20 protein-coding genes are annotated in these 18,649 nt (G+C 73.6%); 4 read left to right on the forward strand and 16 right to left on the reverse strand.

The features are described from left to right. Positions 1 to 11: 11 nt before the first annotated feature. The 8 genes from secF to pdxT all read right to left on the reverse strand — a co-directional run bounded on the left by secF (position 12) and on the right by pdxT (position 7,414). The gene (secF, locus tag Q6350_RS09670) at positions 12 to 1,115 is read right to left on the reverse strand and encodes a protein translocase subunit SecF (protein WP_171248210.1); all 1,104 of its coding nucleotides are present in this window, start codon (positions 1,113 to 1,115) and stop codon (positions 12 to 14) included. Then, positions 1,115 to 3,058: a protein translocase subunit SecD gene (secD, locus tag Q6350_RS09675; protein ID WP_370375388.1), complete on the reverse strand. Its 1,944-nt coding sequence runs from the start codon at positions 3,056 to 3,058 to the stop codon at positions 1,115 to 1,117. The genes secF and secD overlap by 1 nt, the downstream gene beginning before the upstream one ends. A 79-nt stretch (positions 3,059 to 3,137) precedes the next feature. Next, a complete protein-coding gene (gene yajC, locus Q6350_RS09680) occupies positions 3,138 to 3,569 on the reverse strand; it encodes a preprotein translocase subunit YajC (RefSeq protein WP_304604090.1) in 432 nt (143 codons plus the stop codon). A 65-nt stretch (positions 3,570 to 3,634) separates the two neighbouring features. Then, positions 3,635 to 4,738, reverse strand: coding sequence for a Holliday junction branch migration DNA helicase RuvB (gene ruvB / locus Q6350_RS09685; protein WP_305066021.1), 1,104 nt, complete (start codon positions 4,736 to 4,738; stop codon positions 3,635 to 3,637). After that, a complete protein-coding gene (gene ruvA / locus Q6350_RS09690; RefSeq protein WP_171248208.1) occupies positions 4,731 to 5,354 on the reverse strand; it encodes a Holliday junction branch migration protein RuvA in 624 nt (207 codons plus the stop codon). Before ruvA ends, ruvB begins: the two co-directional genes overlap by 8 nt. Further along, entirely contained in the window at positions 5,351 to 5,947 is a 597-nt protein-coding gene (ruvC, locus tag Q6350_RS09695; protein WP_171248207.1) for a crossover junction endodeoxyribonuclease RuvC, read from the reverse strand. Before ruvC ends, ruvA begins: the two co-directional genes overlap by 4 nt. Positions 5,948 to 6,015: 68 nt before the next feature. Beyond that, the gene (locus Q6350_RS09700) at positions 6,016 to 6,774 is read right to left on the reverse strand and encodes a YebC/PmpR family DNA-binding transcriptional regulator (RefSeq protein WP_171248206.1); all 759 of its coding nucleotides are present in this window, start codon (positions 6,772 to 6,774) and stop codon (positions 6,016 to 6,018) included. A gap of 7 nt (positions 6,775 to 6,781) precedes the next feature. Next, positions 6,782 to 7,414 carry a pyridoxal 5'-phosphate synthase glutaminase subunit PdxT gene (pdxT, locus tag Q6350_RS09705; protein ID WP_305066023.1) on the reverse strand — a complete coding sequence of 211 codons (633 nt, stop codon included), beginning with the start codon at positions 7,412 to 7,414 and terminating at the stop codon, positions 6,782 to 6,784. Between the two features lie 58 nt (positions 7,415 to 7,472). Here pdxT and Q6350_RS09710 point away from each other — a divergent pair, with 58 nt between their 5' ends. Then, a complete protein-coding gene (locus Q6350_RS09710; RefSeq protein ID WP_305066024.1) occupies positions 7,473 to 8,846 on the forward strand; it encodes a chloride channel protein in 1,374 nt (457 codons plus the stop codon). Here Q6350_RS09710 and Q6350_RS09715 read toward each other — a convergent pair. The 8 genes from Q6350_RS09715 to thrS form a co-directional block, all read right to left on the reverse strand. Continuing rightward, positions 8,843 to 9,421, reverse strand: a complete 579-nt coding sequence (locus tag Q6350_RS09715) for an NUDIX hydrolase (protein ID WP_304604094.1) — start codon at positions 9,419 to 9,421, stop codon at positions 8,843 to 8,845. The two genes, Q6350_RS09710 and Q6350_RS09715, sit on opposite strands and share 4 nt — an antisense overlap. Beyond that, complete coding sequence (gene pdxS, locus Q6350_RS09720) at positions 9,418 to 10,341, reverse strand: pyridoxal 5'-phosphate synthase lyase subunit PdxS (RefSeq protein ID WP_171248202.1); 924 nt, start codon at positions 10,339 to 10,341, stop codon at positions 9,418 to 9,420. The genes Q6350_RS09715 and pdxS overlap by 4 nt, the downstream gene beginning before the upstream one ends. A 105-nt stretch (positions 10,342 to 10,446) precedes the next feature. After that, on the reverse strand, positions 10,447 to 11,046 hold the full coding sequence (locus Q6350_RS09725; protein ID WP_171248201.1) for a hypothetical protein: 600 nt from the start codon (positions 11,044 to 11,046) through the stop codon (positions 10,447 to 10,449). Then, on the reverse strand, positions 11,043 to 12,254 hold the full coding sequence (locus Q6350_RS09730; protein WP_304604459.1) for a glycosyltransferase family 4 protein: 1,212 nt from the start codon (positions 12,252 to 12,254) through the stop codon (positions 11,043 to 11,045). Before Q6350_RS09730 ends, Q6350_RS09725 begins: the two co-directional genes overlap by 4 nt. An 8-nt stretch (positions 12,255 to 12,262) precedes the next feature. Further along, positions 12,263 to 13,213: a phosphatidylinositol mannoside acyltransferase gene (locus Q6350_RS09735; protein ID WP_304604095.1), complete on the reverse strand. Its 951-nt coding sequence runs from the start codon at positions 13,211 to 13,213 to the stop codon at positions 12,263 to 12,265. After that, positions 13,213 to 13,848, reverse strand: coding sequence for a phosphatidylinositol phosphate synthase (gene pgsA, locus Q6350_RS09740; RefSeq protein ID WP_305066025.1), 636 nt, complete (start codon positions 13,846 to 13,848; stop codon positions 13,213 to 13,215). Before pgsA ends, Q6350_RS09735 begins: the two co-directional genes overlap by 1 nt. 68 nt (positions 13,849 to 13,916) lie before the next feature. After that, on the reverse strand, positions 13,917 to 14,414 hold the full coding sequence (locus Q6350_RS09745) for an HIT domain-containing protein (protein ID WP_171248337.1): 498 nt from the start codon (positions 14,412 to 14,414) through the stop codon (positions 13,917 to 13,919). 67 nt (positions 14,415 to 14,481) lie between these two features. After that, the gene (thrS, locus tag Q6350_RS09750) at positions 14,482 to 16,497 is read right to left on the reverse strand and encodes a threonine--tRNA ligase (RefSeq protein ID WP_305066027.1); all 2,016 of its coding nucleotides are present in this window, start codon (positions 16,495 to 16,497) and stop codon (positions 14,482 to 14,484) included. Between the two features lie 290 nt (positions 16,498 to 16,787). Between thrS and Q6350_RS09755 the strand changes: the two genes are divergently transcribed. The 3 genes from Q6350_RS09755 to Q6350_RS09765 all read left to right on the forward strand — a co-directional run bounded on the left by Q6350_RS09755 (position 16,788) and on the right by Q6350_RS09765 (position 18,648). Next, positions 16,788 to 17,264, forward strand: coding sequence for an aromatic ring-opening dioxygenase LigA (locus Q6350_RS09755; protein ID WP_304604098.1), 477 nt, complete (start codon positions 16,788 to 16,790; stop codon positions 17,262 to 17,264). Positions 17,265 to 17,344: 80 nt separating this feature from the next. Continuing rightward, positions 17,345 to 18,115 carry a uracil-DNA glycosylase gene (locus Q6350_RS09760; RefSeq protein ID WP_305066029.1) on the forward strand — a complete coding sequence of 257 codons (771 nt, stop codon included), beginning with the start codon at positions 17,345 to 17,347 and terminating at the stop codon, positions 18,113 to 18,115. Then, positions 18,112 to 18,648 carry a DinB family protein gene (locus Q6350_RS09765; protein ID WP_305066030.1) on the forward strand — a complete coding sequence of 179 codons (537 nt, stop codon included), beginning with the start codon at positions 18,112 to 18,114 and terminating at the stop codon, positions 18,646 to 18,648. The genes Q6350_RS09760 and Q6350_RS09765 overlap by 4 nt, the downstream gene beginning before the upstream one ends. The last annotated feature ends 1 nt before the right edge of the window (position 18,649 follow it).

Here is an 18,649-nt window from a genome sequence, read left to right on the forward strand (position 1 = left end):
CACGGGTGACGTCACCTGCCGCCGCGCTTCCGGCGCGGCTGGGACCCGTGCCCCTGGTGGTGCCCCGGGATCAGCTGGGACCGTCCGGCGGCCACGGCCGCGAGCTCGGCCTCGTGGCCGCCCTCGTCGGCCAGGCGACCCCGCTCGGCCAGCACCTCCTCGGTGTGGCGGCGGATCTTCGGCTCGCGCTGGCGCAGCGACACGTCCAGCGGCGTGGCCAGGAAGATCGACGAGGCCGCACCGACCGCGATACCGACGAACAGCGAGAGCGAGAGGTCCCGCAGGGTTCCCGCGCCGAGCACGAAGGCACCGAGGAAGAGGATGCCCGCCACCGGGAGCAGGGCCACCACGGAGGTGTTGATGGACCGCACCAGGGTCTGGTTGACGGCCAGGTTGGCCCGCTCGGCGTAGGTGTTGCGCGACTGGTCGAGCACACCGGTGGTGTTCTCGCGCACCTTGTCGAACACGACCATCTTGTCGTAGAGCGAGAAGCCCAGGATCGTCAGGAAGCCGATGATCGTGGACGGCGTGACCTCCCAGCCGATCAGGGCGTACACCCCGGCGGAGATCAGCAGGTCGCTGAGCATCGCCAGGATGCCGGCGACCGACATCCGCCAGGCGCGGAAGTACACGGCCATGAAGGCCGCCGCGAGGAGGACGAAGACCGTCACGCCCCACAGCGCCTTCTCGGAGACCGACTCACCCCACGTGGGGCCGACGAACGAGGAGTCGACGTCCGCGGCCTCGACGCCGTACCCGGCGGCGAGGGCCTCGACCACGGCCGTCTCGTCGGCGCCGGAGACCTGCGAGGTCTGGACCCGGACGGCGTCGCCGCCGACGACCGCGACGCGCGGCTCGTCCTCCGGCAGCACCTCGTGCACGGCGTCGACGGCGACCGACTGCTCGGTCGTCGACGTGCCGTTGACCGTGAACTCCGAACCGCCCCGGAAGTCGATCCCGAGGGTGAGGCCCTTGGTGAGCAGGATGATGATCGAGGCGATCCCCAGGACGCCGACGATCGAGAACCAGACCCGCCGCTTCGCGACGATCGGGTAGGAGCGACGACCCGTGTACAGGTCGTTGCCCCACTGGGCGAAGGTCATGCTGCCGGCCATCAGCGGCTCTCCTCGTTCTCGCCGGGGACGGCGTCGTCACGGCGTTCGTCGGTCCCGGGGTCGTCCGGCGGCCCGTCCGCGGCGGCCGCACGGCGCTGCGCCGCGCGGCGCTCGGCGATCGTCATCCGGCGACCGGAGTCGTCGGTGCTCGGCGCCGGCGAGGCGGTGGCCCCGGCGAAGGCGGGCACCGGTTCCTTCTCGGGCTCCTCGGAGGTCTCCGGTGTCGGCTCCGGCGTCGAGAAGCGCCCCGCCCCCACGTACCGGGGGCCGCTGGTGCTGCGCAGGCGCTCGGGCGAGAGCCCGGACAGCGAGTGACCGTCGCGGAAGAACGGCACCTTGGTCAGCAGCTGCAGCGTCGGGTGCGTGAACCAGAAGACCACGGCGATGTCGATGATCGTCGTCAGACCCAGGGTGAACGCGAAGCCCTGCACCCCGCCGACGGCGAGGAAGTAGAGCACGATCGCGGAGATCAGCGTGACCGACTTGGCGGCCAGGACGGTGCGCTTGGCCCGTCGCCATCCTCGCTCGACCGCCATCGCCATCGAGCGTCCGTCACGCATCTCGTCCCGGATGCGTTCGAAGTACACGATGAACGAGTCCGCGGTGAAGCCGATGGCCACGATCAGACCGGCGACGCCCGCCAGGGACAGGCGGTAGTCGATCGTCCAGGACAGCAGCGCGATGAACACGTAGGTGATGGCGCCCGCGATGAGCAGCGAACCGACGGTCACCAGACCCAGGGTGCGGTACTGGAAGAGCGAGTAGACGACCACCAGGGCCATACCGATCAGACCCGCGATGAGACCGTTGCGGAGCTGCTCGGAGCCGAGCGTGGCCGAGATCGTCTCCTGGCTCTGGACCTCGTAGGCGATCGGCAGCGAGCCGAAGCTCAGCTGGTTGGCCAGCGTGGCCGCCGAGTCCCGGGTGAACGACCCGGAGATCTGCGCCTGGCCGTCGGTGATGATCACACCGGGCGCCAGCGACGGGGCCGAGATGACGAGCCCGTCCAGGACCATCGCGAACTGGTTGCGCGGGGACTCCAGGCTCTGCAGCCGCTCGGTGACCTGGCGGAACTCCGTGGTGCCCTCGGCGTCGAACTCGATGTTCACGACCCACTCGTTGGTGGTCGTGCCGTTGGGGCCGGAGCCGAGCCCGGAGCTGGCGTTGCTCAGGTGCGTGCCGTCGACCTCGACCGGGCCGAGGACGTACTTCAGCATGCTGCCGTCGTTGGAGCAGGTGACCAGGACCTGGTCCGGGTCCGCCCCGCCGCCACCGGCCAGGTTGGCCGGGTCGGTGCAGTCGAGGGCGTCGAACTTCTCCTGCACGGCGGGCGTGATCTGCGCGAGGTCGGAGGCGTCGGTGGGGTCGACGTCCTGCGCCTCGGTCGCGATCTGCTCGTCGAGCGCGGCGAGCTCCTCCGGGGTGGCTCCGGCCGGGGTCTCGCCCTCGGCCGCGTCGCCCTCACCGGACCCGTCGGCGCCCTCGGACGCCTCCGCGGACGGCTGCTGGGACGGGATCCCGAGCTCGTAGGCCAGGACCGGGCGGAAGCGCATCTGCGCCGGCTGGGAGACGAGGTCGATCGTCGCCTGGGACACCTCGCCAGGGATGGAGACGACGATGTTCTCGCCACCCTGGTTGACGATCTCGGCCTCGACGACGCCGGAGGAGTCGATGCGCTGCCGGATCACGTTGATCGACTCGTCGATCGCCTCCGGCGTGAGCTCGGAACCATCCGTCGACGTCGGCGTCAGGATGATCTGGGTCCCGCCCTGCAGGTCGAGAGCGAGTCCGGGTGCCAGGCTGGCGCCGCCGGGGTTGTCGTCGCTCTTGGGGTCCAGGTAGGTCCCGACGAGGAGGGCCACGAACGGCACCACCATCGACAGGAGCGCGAAGACCACGAGCGTGCGTACCGGACGCGAGCGCCGCGTGCTGGAGTTGGCCACTTGGTTCTCTTCCCGTGTGCGCGCCGCCGGAGCGGAGCGTGATGGCGCCGGTCGGGTCAGGGCCCGACCGGCGCGGAGGTCACTTGTCCTCGGTCTCGCCGTGCTCCCGGCGCTTGTCCTCCTGGACCTTCCGCTCCGCGGTGTCCAGCTCCGACAGGTCGTCCGGCACCTCGACGGGACCGTCTGCGGGGGCGATGCTACCGGCTTCCGACGTGTCCTCGGTCACCTCGTCGTCCTCGGAGTCCGCCACCGGCTGGTCCATCCGCTTGACGACGGCGGCCCGCAGCCAGCGGGTCTGGGAACCCGGGGTGGACTCGAGGGTGACGATGTCCGACTCCTCGTCGATGTCGACCACGGTGCCGACGAGCCCGGAACCCGTCATGACTTCCTGGCCGGGGGCGAGCGAGGACCGGAACTCGGCCTGCTGCTTCTGCTGCTTGCGCGTCCGCGAGCTCATGAACAGCATGAGCGCGGCGAGCGCGACGAAGAGGATGATGATCGTGGGGTCCACGGGGATTCAGTCCTTCTATCGGAAGATCGTGTGTTCGTCTCAGTCTAGGGTGCCGTGCGGCACCCTCAGACCTCGTCGAACAACGTGCGCGACGTCGCCCCGGTTCCCTCACCGCTCGCCGACGCCGGTGCGGCCCACGTCCCCGCCGGCGGCTCCAGCCCCAGGTGCTCCCACGCCGCGGCGGTCGCGACCCGCCCGCGGGGGGTGCGCGCGACCAGTCCCTCGCGCACGAGGTACGGCTCGGCGACCGTCTCGACGGTGTCGGACTCCTCGCCGACGGTCATCGCCAGCGTCGTCAGCCCGACCGGCCCGCCGCCGAACCGGCGGCACAGCGCCGCCAGGACGGCGCGGTCCAGTCGGTCCAGGCCGATCGGGTCGACCTCGTAGACCTCCAGCGCGGCCCGGGCCGCCCGCAGGTCGAGCACGCCGTCGCCGCGCACCTGCGCCCAGTCCCGGACGCGGCGCAGCAGGCGGTTGGCGATCCGCGGGGTGCCGCGCGAGCGGCCCGCGATCTCGTGCGCGGCCTCGTGCTTGATCTCGACACCGAGCAGCCCGGCCGAGCGCAGGATCACCCGTTCCAGCTCGGCCGCCTCGTAGAAGTCGAGGTGCCCGGTGAACCCGAAGCGGTCGCGCAGCGGGGCCGGCAGCAGCCCCGACCGGGTGGTGGCCCCCACCACCGTGAACGGCGGCAGGGTCAGCGGGATCGCGCTGGCACCGGCGCCCTTGCCCACCACGACGTCGACCCGGAAGTCCTCCATCGCGACGTAGAGCAGCTCCTCGGCCGGGCGGGCGAGCCGGTGGATCTCGTCGATGAACAGCACCTCGCCCTCCTCGAGCGAGGACAGCACGGCGGCGAGGTCGCCCGCGTGCTGGATCGCCGGGCCGCTGGTGACCCGCAGCGAGGTCCCCAGCTCGGCGGCGATGATCATGGCCAGCGTGGTCTTGCCCAGCCCGGGCGGACCCGACAGCAGCACGTGGTCCGGGGCGGTGTCGCGCGCCATGGAGGCCTGCAGCACCAGGGAGAGCTGGTCGCGCACCACCCGCTGCCCGACGAAGTCGTCGAGCTTCTTGGGCCGCAGCGCCGCCTCGGCCGCGCGCTCGACCTCGTCGGCACCCGCGCCGATGAGCCGTTCGCCGAGGTCCTGGGGGTCGATCGCGCCCTCAGCCATGGCGCGGCCCCAGCTGCCTCAGAGCCGCGCGGAGCACGGCAGGAACGTCGGCGGCGGCGATCCTCTCGGTGCCGGCCTCCGCCAGCGCCTTGTCGACGGCGCCCTCGGCGATCTTGGCGGACCAGCCCAGACCGACCAGCGCCTCGACGACCTGGTCGCGACCGTCGCCGCCGGTCGGGGCGGTGCCGCCGTCCTCGGTGCCGGCCGCGTCCGTCGGTGCACCGAGCCGCCCGGAGAGCTCGAGCACGATGCGCTGGGCGCTCTTGGTGCCGATCCCGGGCACGCGCCGCAGCGCGGCCGTGTCCTCGTCCGCCACCGCGCGGCGCAGGGCGGACGGGGTGAGCACGGCGAGCATCGCCAGGGCGATCCGCGGGCCGACCCCGGACACCGACTGCGCGGTCTCGAACACCTCGCGCTCCTCGGTGTCGGCGAAGCCGTAGAGCGTCAGCGAGTCCTCGCGCACCACGAGGGTCGTGTGCAGCAGGGTCCGCTCCCCCACGCGCAGACCGGCCAGCGTCGACGGCGTCGCGTGGACCAGGTGGCCCACGCCGCCGACGTCGACCACCGCGCGGTCCAGGGCGACCTGCGCCACGGTGCCGGTCAGGGAGGCGATCATCGGACGTGTTCCTTCCGTGGGGTGCGCGGGGCGCGCTGCCGCCCGCGTGCGCGGTGCTCGGCCGCCGCCCAGGCGCGCTGCGCGGGGGTGAGCTCGTGGTGGTCGCCGCCCTGCAGGGCACCCGCCGGGCGCCACAGGTGGGTGATGGCGAGCGCGAGGGCGTCGGCGGCGTCCGCCGGGCTCGGTGCGGTGTCCAGCCGCAGGATCGAGGCGACCATGCGCTGGACCTGCGCCTTCTCCGCCCGGCCGGAACCGGTCACGGCGGCCTTGACCTCGCTGGGGGTGTGCAGGGCGACCGGGACGCCGCGCCGGGCGGCGGCGACCATCGCCAGGCCGGCGACCTGCGCGGTGCCCATGACGGTCCCCCGGTTGTTCTGGGCGAAGACGCGCTCCACCGCCACGACGTCCGGGGTGTGCTCGTCCAGCCAGCTCTCCAGGCCGTCGGCGATCGTCAGCAGGCGCAGGTCCGTGCTCGTGCCCGGCGCCGAGCCCAGCACACCGACGCCCACGAGGGCGGCCCGGCGCCCCCGCCGGGAGTCCACGACCCCGACACCGCACCGGGTCAGCCCCGGATCCACTCCCAGCACTCGCACGCCGTCACTGTCTCACGCACCCCCGACAGGGCCGCCGAGGCGCGCCCGCACCTGCGGTGCGCTGCGCGTCAGTCCTCGTCGAGCGCGGCCATGACCTCGTCGGGGGCGTCGAAGTTCGCGTACACGTTCTGCACGTCGTCGCTGTCCTCGAGGGCGTCGATGAGCCGCATGATCTTGCGCGCCCCCTCGACGTCGACCTCGACCTGCATCGACGGGTGCCAGATCGAGTCCGCGGAGTCGTACTCGATCCCGGCGTCCACGATCGCGGAGCGCACGTCGACCAGGTCGGTCGCCTCGGACAGCACCTCGATGTAGTCGCCCTGGTCGATGACCTCCTCGGCGCCCGCGTCCAGCGCCGCCAGCATGACGTCGTCCTCCGTGACGCCGTCGGCCTTGGGCACCACGACCTGACCCTTGCGGGAGAACAGGTAGGACACCGAGCCGGGGTCGGCCAGCGACCCGCCGTTGCGCGTGAAGGCCGTGCGCACCTCGGCCGCGGCACGGTTCTTGTTGTCGGTGAGGCACTCCACGAGGACGGCGATGCCGTTGTTGCCGTAACCCTCGTACATGATGACCTGGTAGTCGACGGCGTCGGCGCCCTCACCGGAACCGCGCTTGACCGCGCGGTCGATGTTGTCGTTGGGGACGGACGACTTCTTCGCCTTCTGGATGGCGTCGAACAGCGTCGGGTTGCCCGCGGGGTCGCCGCCGCCGGTGCGGGCCGCGACCTCGATGTTCTTGATCAGCTTCGCGAAGAGCTTGCCACGCTTGGCATCGATCGCCGCCTTCTTGTGCTTGGTCGTGGCCCACTTCGAGTGACCGGACATGACCTGACTAACTCCTTCGCGTGGCGTTGACTTCGCGGACGAACTGCGCGTGCACCCGCCAGTCCCCGGTGACCTCCGGATGGAACGCGGTCGCGAGCAGTCGCCCCGAACGGGCTGCCACGATCTTACCGGCGGCCTCGCCGAGATCCGCGCCGGCGGTCGAGCGCTCGGGGATGCGGGCGAGCACCTCCACCCCCGGACCCGCCTCGGTGATCCAGGGCGCGCGGATGAACACCGCCCGCACCGGACCGCCGTCCAGCCCCTGCATCGGCAGGTCCGCCTCGAAGGAGTCGACCTGACGGCCGAACGCGTTGCGCTGGACGGTCACGTCCATCCCCCCGAGCGTCTGCTGGCCCTCGATCCCGCCGGTGATGCGGTCCGCCAGCAGGATCATGCCCGCGCACGAGCCGTAGACCGGCAGGCCGGCGGCGATCGCGGCGCACAGCGGGTCGCGCAGCTCGAACACGCGCAGCAGCTTGTCCATCGTCGTGGACTCCCCGCCGGGCAGCACGAGGCCGTCGACCGCCTCGAGCTCGGCGCGGCGGCGGACCGGCACGACGCGCGCACCGGCGCCCTCCAGGGCCCGGGTGTGCTCGCGCACGTCCCCCTGCAGGGCGAGTACTCCGATCGTCGTGGTCACCGCGGCAGTGTACGCACCACGGCGCCGCGGCCGAAGCCGGTCGTCTAGCATCGAACAGGTGCACACCCCCGGTTCCCGCTCGTGGCGCGCCGGTCTGGTGCCCACGGGGCGCCCCGGTGCGCACGAGGTGCGCCCCGCGGCGCTCGTCGTGGTCGCCGTCGCGGCCGGCGCCCTCGGCGCCCTCGGCGGGGTCGCCCTCCGCGCGCTGGTGGGGCTGCTCACGCAGGTGTTCACCGGCTCCGCCGACCCGTCCGCGCACGGGGTGGGGGTCGGCCTCTCGCACCCGGCGGTGCCCTGGCTCGGTGCCGGGGTGCTCGTCGCGGCGCCCGTGCTGGGCGGGCTCCTGCAGGGACCGGTCGTGCACCGGTGGGCTCCCGTGAGCGCCCGCGGGCTCGGGGTGCCCGAGGTGATGCTCGCCGTCGCCCGCGACGGGGGCCGCGTGCCGCCCCGGGTCGCCGCGGTCAAGGCGTACGCCGCCTCGGTCTGCCTGGGCTCGGGAGGCAGCGTGGGCGTGGTCGGCCCGACGGTCCAGATCGGTGCCGTGCTGGCCTCCGGGGCCGGCCAGCTCCTGCGCCTGCCGGACCACCGGTTGCGCGCCGTGGTCGCCGCCGGCGCGGCGGCGGGCATCACGGGCGCGTTCGACGCCCCGCTCGCCGGGGCGCTCTTCGCGGTCGAGCTCGTGCTGCTCGAGATCAGCGGCGGGGCCCTGGCCGTGCTGGCGCTCGCCGTCGCCACCGCCGTCGGGGTCGGGCACCTGCTCGGCACCGGCGGGCCGCTGCTGGCGCTGCCCCCGCACACCGTCGCCGGCGGGCCGGCGCTCGCGGCCGTGGGCGTGCTGGGCGTGGCCGCCGGTGCGACCGGAGCCCTGTTCACCCGCTTCCTGTACGCGACCGCCGACGTCTGCGACCGGCTGTGGCGCGGCCCGGAGTGGCTGCGCCCGGCCGTCGGCGGGCTGCTGCTCGGCGGTCTGCTGCTGTGGTGGCCGCAGCTGTACGGCGTGGGCTACGGCGCGGTGGCCGACGCGCTGGCCGGTCGGTTCGTCCTGGTCACGCTGCTGGCCCTGGTGGCTCTGAAGATCCTGGCGACGAGCCTCACCCTGGGCGTGGGCGGCTCCGGCGGGGTGTTCGCCCCGGCGCTGTTCGTCGGGGCGATGCTCGGCGGCGCGTGCGGCCAGGTGGTGACCACGGTGTGGCCGGCGTCGGGCACCGACGCCGCCGCCTTCACCGTCATCGGGATGGCGGCCGTCCTGGCCGGGACCGTCCGGGCACCGGCCACCGCGGTGGCGTTCGTCGTGGAGGCGCTGGCCGTCCCCGAGCTGCTGGCCGCGCTGCTGGTCGCGGTGCTGCTGGCCGCGGTGACGAGCCGGCTGCTGTGCGCCGACACCGTCTACACCCGCAAGCTGACCCGACGCGGGGTCGCGCTGCACCGCTAGTCGCGGTGCTCGAGCGCCTCGTCGTCGTTCTCCTCACCCAGGTGCCGCACGACGCCGTCCCAGCCCGCGACCAGGTGGTCCAGCAGGTCCGGCAGCACGCGGGGGAACACCTCGCGCGTCTCGGCCCGCAGGTCGTCCGCGCTGAGCCAGCGCATCTCGTCGAGCACGTCCCGCTCGACGTCGGTCCACCCGTGGTCGGTCGGCTCGTGACCGTCCTCGACGCGGGCCACGAAGAACACCTCGTCCTGGCGGCAGGTCTCGGCGAAGAAGTGGAAGAGCCCGGCGCGGGTCATGACCGGGCCCTCCAGGTCGGCCGGTCCGAGCTCCAGGCCGGCCTCCTCGCGCAGCTCGCGCAGCGCCGCCTGCTCCTCCGTCTCGCCGGCGTCGATGCCGCCGCCCACGGTGAACCACCACGACCGGGTGGGGTCGTCGGCGTCGTGGCCGCGCACCAGCAGGGCCCGGCCGGCCCCGTCCAGGACGATGACGCGGGCGGCGCGCCGGTGGCGCCGGCCGTCGTCCCCGGGCACCCAGTCGGGGCCCAACGAGGACGACGCCGGCGTCTCCGGCGAGCTCACCAACCGCGCTCCGCGAGCCGGACCGGCTCCGGGTCCTCGTCGACGTTGATGCCGACCATGGCCTCGCCCAGACCGCGGGAGACCTTCGCCAGGACGTCCGGGTCGTCGTAGAAGGTCGTCGCCTGCACGATCGCCTTGGCGCGCGCCACCGGGTCGCCGGACTTGAAGATGCCCGACCCCACGAAGACGCCCTCGGCGCCGAGCTGACGCATCATCGCGGCGTCCGCCGGCGTCGCGATGCCGCCGGCCGTGAACAGCACGACGGGCAGGCGACCGGCGCGGGCGACCTCCGCCACGAGCTCGTACGGCGCCTGCAGCTCCTTGGCCGCGACGAACAGCTCGTCGGCGGGCAGCGAGCTGAGCCGCTGGATCTCGCCACGGATCTGGCGCATGTGGGTCGTGGCGTTCGAGACGTCGCCCGTCCCGGCCTCGCCCTTCGAACGGATCATCGCCGCACCCTCGGTGATGCGGCGCAGGGCCTCGCCGAGGTTGGTGGCGCCGCACACGAACGGCACGGTGAAGGCCCACTTGTCGATGTGGTGGGTGTAGTCGGCGGGCGTGAGCACCTCGGACTCGTCGACGTAGTCGACGCCGAGGGACTGCAGCACCTGGGCCTCGACGAAGTGCCCGATGCGCGCCTTGGCCATCACGGGGATGGAGACGGCGTCCACGATGCCCGCGATCATGTCCGGGTCGCTCATGCGGGCGACGCCGCCCTGAGCGCGGATGTCCGCGGGGACCCGCTCGAGGGCCATGACCGCGACGGCCCCGGCGTCCTCGGCGATCTTCGCCTGTTCGGGGGTGACGACGTCCATGATGACGCCCCCCGTGAGCATCTCGGCCATCCCCCGCTTGACGCGGGCCGTGCCCACCTCGCCGACGCCCGTCGTGCCGGCAGGTGTCCCGGTGGTCTCGCTCAACGCAACCTCACAGAAGTTCTTCGAGCACGCCGCGACCTCCGGGCCGCCCGCGTGCCGGCGTGGTCCCACGCCGTAGGCCCCATCCTACGGCGGTTCGCCGGCGGGTCAGGCCCGCTCGAGCCCGGCCGGCATCTGGTCGTCGAGCTCGACCGTGCGGGGAAGCGGTGCCCGGCCCGCCAGCCGCAGCCAGCGCACGACGCGGGGACGCCGGGCACGGCGCGCCTGCGCCACGGCCTCGTTGTGGAAGCGCCGGGCGAGCTGGGCCCGGTACCAGGCCGAGTACAGGTCGCCCAGCAGGTCGTCGCCGACCTCGGTCACCCGCAGCTCGGCCACCTCGTCCGGGTCCTCGAGCACGGACCGCAACGTCATGGACAGCGCCGACTCGGCGCGCTCGCGCTCGGGCGGGAGGCCGCGCAGCGAGAAGGCCTCGCTGGGGCGCGGGTCGGCGGTGCGGTCGGGCACGTCCAGGGCGGCCAGCGCGGCGTCGGCGAGCAGCACGGCGCTGGCGGGATCGAGCAGCCCGGCGGACGCCAGGTCGACGGACACCCGCCCGCGCCGGTCCAGCTGCGCCTGCAGCGCGTGCCGCGAGGCGACGACCTTGCGGTGCAGACGGTCCAGCCGCGAGGCCGTGACCCAACCCAGCCACAGCGCCAGACCCACGAGGACGACGACGACGAGCGCCGTCTCGGACCAGCTCCAGCTCATCGGTCGACACCCCCGCGGGTCCGGGGGCCACGACCCAGCAGCCACGGCGGGCGCCCGGCCAGGAGGTCCTCGTGCACGGCCCCGTCGCCCAGCGCCTCGGAGGCGGCGAGGGCCATCTCGTAGACCGCCAGTACCCGCTCGGTGACCTCCGACCAGTCGAAGGTGCGCACGAACCGCCGGGCCCGTTCGCGGCGTTCCTCGGTGCCCGCCGGGTCCGCGAGCGCCGCCAGGACCGTCGCGGCCAGGTCCTCGGCGTCGCCGGTGCGGAAGAGCCGACCCGCCGTGCCGTCGTCCAGCACCCGGCGGAACGCCCCCAGGTCGCTCGCGACGACGCCGGTGCCCGCGCTCATCGCCTCGACGAGCACGATGCCGAAGCTCTCGCCGCCGGTCTGCGGGGCCACGTACAGGTCGGCCGACGCCAGCAGCGTCGCCTTGTCGGCGTCGCTGACGCCCCCGAGCCACTCGAACGACGACGCGTGCCCGCCCAGCGCGGCCTCGGCCTCGGCCCGGCCCTCGTCACCGCGCCCGGCGACGAGGAAGCGCGTCCCGGGCACCTCGGCGAGGATCCGGGGGGCCGCCGCCGCCAGGACCTGCAGCCCCTTGCGCGGTTCGTCGAGCCGGCCCAGGAAGGCCACGGTGGGCGCCTCGGGCGTGCCCTGCCAGCGTGGCGCCGGGGGCACGTCGAAGTGGTCGACGTAGACCCCGTTGGGCACCACCACCGCGTCCCCGCCGAGGTGGTCGATCAGGGTGCGTCGGGCGTCCTCGGACACGGCGATGCGCGCCGAGATCTTCTCCAGCGACTGCCGCAGCAGCGGGTGGGCGATCTGCAGGGCCCGCGACCGCACCTGCGAGGTGTGGAAGGTGGCGACCACCGGTCCGTCGGCGACCCACAGGGCCAGCATGGACAACGACGGGGTCATGGGCTCGTGCAGGTGGAGCACGTCGAAGCGGCCCGCGTCGATCCACCGGCGCACGCGCGCGGCGGCCCGCGGGCCGAAGGCGAGGCGCGCCACCGAGCCGTTGTAGCGCACCGGCACGGCCCGGCCGGCCGGGGTGACGACGTCGGGCACCTCGGTGTCCTCGTCGGCCGGGGCCAGGACGGAGACCTCGTGCCCACCCGCGCGCAGCGCCTCGGCCAGGTCGCGCACGTGGAACTGCACCCCGCCGGGGGCGTCGAAGGAGTACGGGCACACGATGCCCACGCGCAGCGGTCGCATCACGCCTCACCCGCCCGGGCCTTCGTGCGGGCGTACCGTTCGGGGTCGAGGTCGTCGACGAACACCTTCTGCAGCATGTGCCAGTCCGCGGTGCGCTCGACGAGGAACTCCCCGACGGCGTCGACCCACTCCTGGGTGAGCAGCGCGACCTGCTCGGCCCGATTCTGACCGGCGGGGACGGGGACCGGGGGCATGAAACGGATGACGGTCCCCCAGGCCGACCCCGCGCGGCGGCGGCGCTCGCCGTGCAGGCGTTCGTGGAAGACACCGGTCGGCACCAGCGGGGCGCCGGTGGCCAGCGCCAGCGCCGCGGGGCCGGCGGCGACCCGGGCCCGGTGGCCGCACAGGTCGACCTCGACGCCGCGGGAGGTCAGGTCCCGGTCGGCCAGCAGCGGGAGGAGGCGGGGGCCGTCCTCGGCACCGCGCACCAGGTCGCGGAACACGCCGTCGTCGCCGAGGGCGAGCACGTCGATCCCGATCGAGCGGCGGAACGCGACGAACTCGGTGAACAGCGCGGCGGGTTCGAGGCGTTCGGCGACCGTCAGCACCGGTGCCAGGTGCGGCGTGGCCCAGGCCCCGGCGAGGTCCCAGTTGCCGCAGTGGCTCAGCGCCATGACGACCGAACCGCCCGCCTCCACCACCGGGCGGACGTTCTCCTCGCCCTCGACGCGCACCCGGGCGGCGATCTGGTCGGGGTCGGCGCCCTGGAGCGTGAACGCCTCGCGGAAGTAGCGCAGGTAGCGGCGCATCCCCTCGCGGGACAGCCGGCGCAGCGCCCGCGCGTCCAGCTCGGGCCGGACGCGGGCGTAGTTGGCCTCCAGCCGGCGCACCCCGGCACCGTGGCGCCACCAGGTCAGGTCGGCCGCCACCGTGGCGGCGGCCCGCTGCAGCGGTTCGGGCACCCGGTGGGCGTGCCGCCAGGCGAAGGTGTAGAGCGCCGCGACGTCCATCAGGCATCCTCCAGGGGACGGCCGCCCAGGTGGATCTGACGGCGGACCGTCATGATCCGCTGGACGACCGTGACGAGGCTGGCGACCGCCAGCAGGGACAGCACCACGACGAGCACGAGGACCGGCAGGCCGACCTGGACGAACCCGGTGGGCGCCAGGGCGATGACCAGCCGGTCGGTCCGCGCGGCGATGCCCACGTCCGCGCTCGCCCCGACGGACTCGGCGCGGGCCCGGGCGTACGGCACCACCGAGCCCAGGGCGAGGCAGGCCAGCGCGGCCACGGTGCCCCAGGTGGCGAAGGGCACGTCGGGGTGGAGCACGAACCAGAGGGTGATACCGACGAAGACCGCGCCGTCGGAGATCCGGTCCAGGGTCGAGTCGAGGAAGGCCCCCCAGGGGCCGCTGCGGCCGGAGAGGCGCGCCATGACCCCGTCCAGGGAGTCCAGCAGCGCGAAGAGCCCGATGAGCACCCCGCCGAGCAGCAGGTGCCCGGTGGGCAGCAGGGTCAGGGCGACCACCGTGACGACCACCGTGCCCGCCACGGTCACGGTGTCCGGCGAGACGCCCCGGCGGAGCAGCAGGTGCGCGAGCGGGGTGAACAGTCGCTGCATGGTGGCCCGCAGGCGGCCGAACATGGGTGTTGCTCCTCGGTCTGTGGTGTGCCGGCTCCGGCCGGCGACGCCAGGGTAGCGGTCGGCCCGGCTCAGGCGTCGGGCCACGCCGCGGCGAGCCGGGCGCGGGTGTCGGCGAGCAGCTCCGGCAACGACTTCGTGCGGCCCACCACGGGCAGGAAGTTCGCGTCCCCGAGCCACCGCGGCACGACGTGCTGGTGCAGGTGCGCGGCGATCCCGGCACCCGCGACCTCCCCCTGGTTCATCCCGAGGTTGAACCCGGCCGGCGCGTAGACGTCCCGCACGACCTGCATCGCCGTCTGGGTCATCGTCGCCAGCTCGAGGGTCTCGTCGTGGGTCAGGTCCGGGTAGTCCGACACGTGCCGGTACGGCAGCACCATCAGGTGCGCGCTGTTGTACGGGTACAGGTTCAGCACGACGTAGCACGCGGCCCCGCGGGCGACGACGAGGCCGTCCTCGTCGTCGCCCGTGGGGATCCGGCAGAACGGGCAGTGCTGCACCGAGGAGTCGGCGGGCTTGTCCTGCCCGCCGATGTAGACCATCCGGTGCGGCGTCCACAGCCGCGCCATGTCGTCCTCCGGCGGGCCGAAGCGGTCCGCCGGCACCTGCTCGGGTCCGGTCGCGGGATCCGTCACGTCAGACCTGCTCGCGGTCGCGGACCGCGGTCACGATGCGCTGCACGGCCTCGTCGACCGGCACCCCGTTCTCCTGGGTCCCGTCGCGGAACCGGAAGGAGACGGCGCCGGCGTCGGCGTCCTCTCCCCCGGCGATGAGCACGAACGGCACCTTCTGCTTGGCGGCGTTGCGGATCTTCTTGCCGAACCGGTCGTCGGAGGTGTCGAGCTCGGCCCGCACGCCCTCGGCACGGAGCTTCGCCACGACGTCGCCGAGGTAGTCGTCGAACGCCTCGGCCACGGGCACGGCGAGCACCTGCACCGGGGCGAGCCAGGCCGGGAAGGCGCCGGCGTAGTGCTCGAGCAGGACGGCGAAGAACCGCTCGATCGAACCGAACAGCGCCCGGTGGATCATGACCGGCCGCTGCCGGGTCCCGTCGGCCGCGGTGTACTCCAGGTCGAACTTCTCCGGCAGGTTGAAGTCGAGCTGGATCGTCGACATCTGCCAGGTGCGGCCGATGGCGTCCCGGGCCTGGACCGAGATCTTCGGGCCGTAGAACGCGGCACCGCCCGGGTCGGGCACGAGGTCCAGACCGGAGGCGGTGGCCACCTCCTCCAGGGTGCGGGTCGCCTCCTCCCAGGCCTCGTCCTCGCCGACGGACTTCTCCGGGTCGCGGGTGGACAGCTCGAGGTAGAAGTCGTCGAGTCCGTAGTCCTTGAGCAGGTCCAGCACGAACGTCAGCGTGGTGGACAGCTCGTCGCGCATCTGCTCGCGGGTGCAGTAGATGTGCGCGTCGTCCTGGGTGAACCCGCGCGCGCGGGTCAGGCCGTGCACGACGCCGGACTTCTCGTACCGGTACACCGTCCCGAACTCGAACAGCCGCAGCGGCAGCTCCCGGTAGGACCGCCCGCGCGAGTCGAAGATCAGGTTGTGCATCGGGCAGTTCATCGGCTTGAGGTAGTAGTCCTGCCCCGGCTTGCGCACGACGCCGTCGTCGTCGAGCTCGGCGTCCAGGTGCATGGGCGGGTACATGCCGTCCGCGTACCAGTCCAGGTGCCCCGAGGTCTCGAAGAGCCGGCCCTTGGTGATGTGCGGGCTGGCGACGAACGAGTAGCCGCCCTCGATGTGCTTGCGCCGCGAGTAGTCCTCCATCTCCGTGCGCACGATGCCGCCCTTGGGGTGGAACACCGCGAGCCCGGAACCGATCTCGTCGGGGAAGCTGAACAGGTCCAGCTCGCTGCCCAGGCGTCGGTGGTCGCGTCGCTCGGCCTCCGCGAGCCGCTCCAGGTAGGCCTTCAGGTCGTCCTTGGTCGGCCAGGCGGTGCCGTAGACCCGCTGCAGCTGCGGGTTCTTCTCGCTGCCGCGCCAGTACGCCGCGGCCGAGCGCATGAGCTGCACGCCGTTGCCGATGAGCCGGGTGGACGGCAGGTGCGGGCCGCGGCACAGGTCGGACCAGACGACCTGCTCGCTCTCGCGGCCGGCGCCGCGGACGTTGTCGTAGATGGTCAGCTCGCCGCCGCCGACCTCGACGGAGGAGCCGTCCTCGTCGGACGCGCCTCCCTTGAGGCCGATCAGCTCGAGCTTGTACGGCTCGGCGGCCAGCTCGGCCCGCGCCTCGTCCTCGGTGACCACGCGCCGGCGGAAGGTCTGGCCCTCCTTGATGATGCGGGCCATCACCTTGTCCAGCTTCTTGAGGTCCTCGGGCGTGAACGGCTCGGCGACGTCGAAGTCGTAGTAGAAGCCGTCGGTCACCGGCGGACCGATGCCGAGCCTCGCCTCGGGGTTGACCTGCTGCACCGCCTGGGCGAGGACGTGCGCCGCGCTGTGCCGCAGGACCGCCAGCCCGTCCGGCGAACCGACGGTGACCGGCTCGACGACGGTGCCGGGCACGACCTCGCGGGACAGGTCCAGCAGCTCGCCGTCCACGCGCATGACCACGACGTCGCGCCGGTCGGCGAAGAGCTCGGTGCCCGTCGTCGCCTGCTCCACCGTCACCGCGGTCGTGGGGTCGGTGGCGTTCGCTACGGCGTCGGACACGGTGGTGCTCCTTGCGCTGGTGGTTCGGGTGGGCGGCGGCCCGCGGGCCGCCGGGCGACATCGCCGGTGGCGACGCCCCTCGATCGTACCGACCCGGCGCGGACGCCGGTGCCCGCGACCCGGGCCGCCGGCGGGTGCGGTGCGGGACCGACGCCCCGGACATCCATGTGAAGTAATTCACAAGTAACGTCCTCGCAGGTCAGGCTATGTGGTCTTACCATGGAGCCAGACGCCGGATCGGCGCCGCACACCGGCCGCGAGAGTCGCGACCCGGACCCTCGGAGGGGAACATGACCACCATCGCCCGCACCACCAGCACCACCCCCACCGGCAACCGCGGGGTGCGCATCGTGGGAATCGTCGCCCTGATCGCCGGCCTCGTGATGATCGTCGCCGGTGCGGTCACGTGGGCGACCGTCAGCTCCCAGCTCAGCGCGCAGAACATCACCGTCTCGGAGGACGCCGCCTTCCTCGCCGGGGACGAGGTCGACGGACCGTTCTCCGCCTACGCCCAGGCGCAGATCATCGACAAGCACGCGCTGGACGCCACCGACGGGCTCACCTACGCCGAGCTCGACCGGGAGGACCCGCGCCGCGACACCGCGATGAACGCCTCGTTCCTGCGGGCCTCGCTGTTCACCTCGGTCGTCGCCTACGGCGTCAGCGCGCTGGTCATCGGCCTCGGTGTCCTGTTCGGCCTGCTGGGCTGGTCGGTGCGCTCCCTCGCCGTCGAGGCGCCGCCCGTCAAGACCGCCGCGGAGGCCTGAGCGACACCGCACGCAGGGCCCGCTCCCCCGTCGGGGAGCGGGCCCTCGCCGTGTCCGCGGGGACCGGGCAGGATGGCACGGTGGACCCCTCCGACGGACCGCCCGTCGACCCGCCCTCGGCGGCCCGGACGGCACGCAGCCTCGCCGAGCTCGACGCGCACCTGGTCTCCTGCCGCGCCTGCCCCCGCCTGGTCGCCTGGCGCGAGCAGGTCGGCCGGGAGAAGCGCGCAGCGTTCCGCGACGAGACGTACTGGGCCCGGCCGGTCCCCGGTTTCGGGGACGCGCACGCGTCCGTCGTCGTCGTCGGGCTCGCCCCCGCGGCCCACGGGGCGAACCGCACCGGCCGGATGTTCACCGGCGACCGCAGCGGGGACTTCCTGTTCGCCGCGCTGCACCGCTGCGGGCTCGCCAACCAGCCCGAGTCGACGGGCCGGGGCGACGGCATGGCCCTCGACGGCGTCCGCCTGGTGGCGCCCGTGCGGTGCGTGCCGCCCGAGAACCGCCCCACGCCGCAGGAACGTCGGCGCTGCGCGCCCTACCTCGCGCGCGAGCTGGAGCTGCTCGCCCCGACGCTGCGGGTCACGGTGGCGCTCGGCGCCATCGGCTGGAACGCGCTGCTGGGCTCGCTGTCCGAGCAGGGCTGGTCGGTCCCGCGCCCCCGGCCGCGGTTCGCCCACGGAGCCGAGCTCGCCCTGCAGCACCTCGACGGCGGGCCGCGGCGCCTGACCGTGCTCGGCAGCTACCACGTCTCGCCGCACAACACCTCGACCGGCCGGCTGACCCCGTCGATGCTCGACGCCGTGCTGGGCCGGGCGGCGGCCCTCGCCGGGCACCCGAGGGCAGCGACGTGACGAGCGTCCCCGACCGCACCGAGCCGCCGCTGCGCGCCGACGAGACCCGCACGCTGCGCGCCTTCCTCGACTACCACCGCGACACCCTGCGCCGGAAGACGTCCGGCCTGACCGCCGACCAGCTGCGCACCCCGCTGCCGCCGTCGGACATGACGCTCGGCGGGCTGCTCAAGCACCTCGCCTACGTCGAGTCGCACTGGTGCAGCGTCGTCCTGACCGGCGCCCCCGCCCTCGCCCCCTTCGACACGGTCGACTGGTCGGCCGACCCGGACTGGGACTGGCACTCGGCGGCGGACGACTCCCCCGCCGCGTTGCGCGAGCTGTACGACACGACCGTCGCCGCCGCGGACCGGCTCCTGGACGCGGCGCTGGCGGTCGCCGGTCCGGAACAGCTGTCCGCGCGGGAGGACCGGCACGGCGGCGGCCGGTTCAGCCTGCGCTGGATCCTCGTGCACCTGGTCGAGGAGTACGCCCGCCACAACGGGCACGCCGACCTGCTGCGCGAGGCGGTCGACGGCTCGACGGGCGAGTGAC

This window comes from Isoptericola sp. b515 (assembly GCF_030588125.1).
Classification (GTDB): domain Bacteria; phylum Actinomycetota; class Actinomycetes; order Actinomycetales; family Cellulomonadaceae; genus Isoptericola; species Isoptericola sediminis.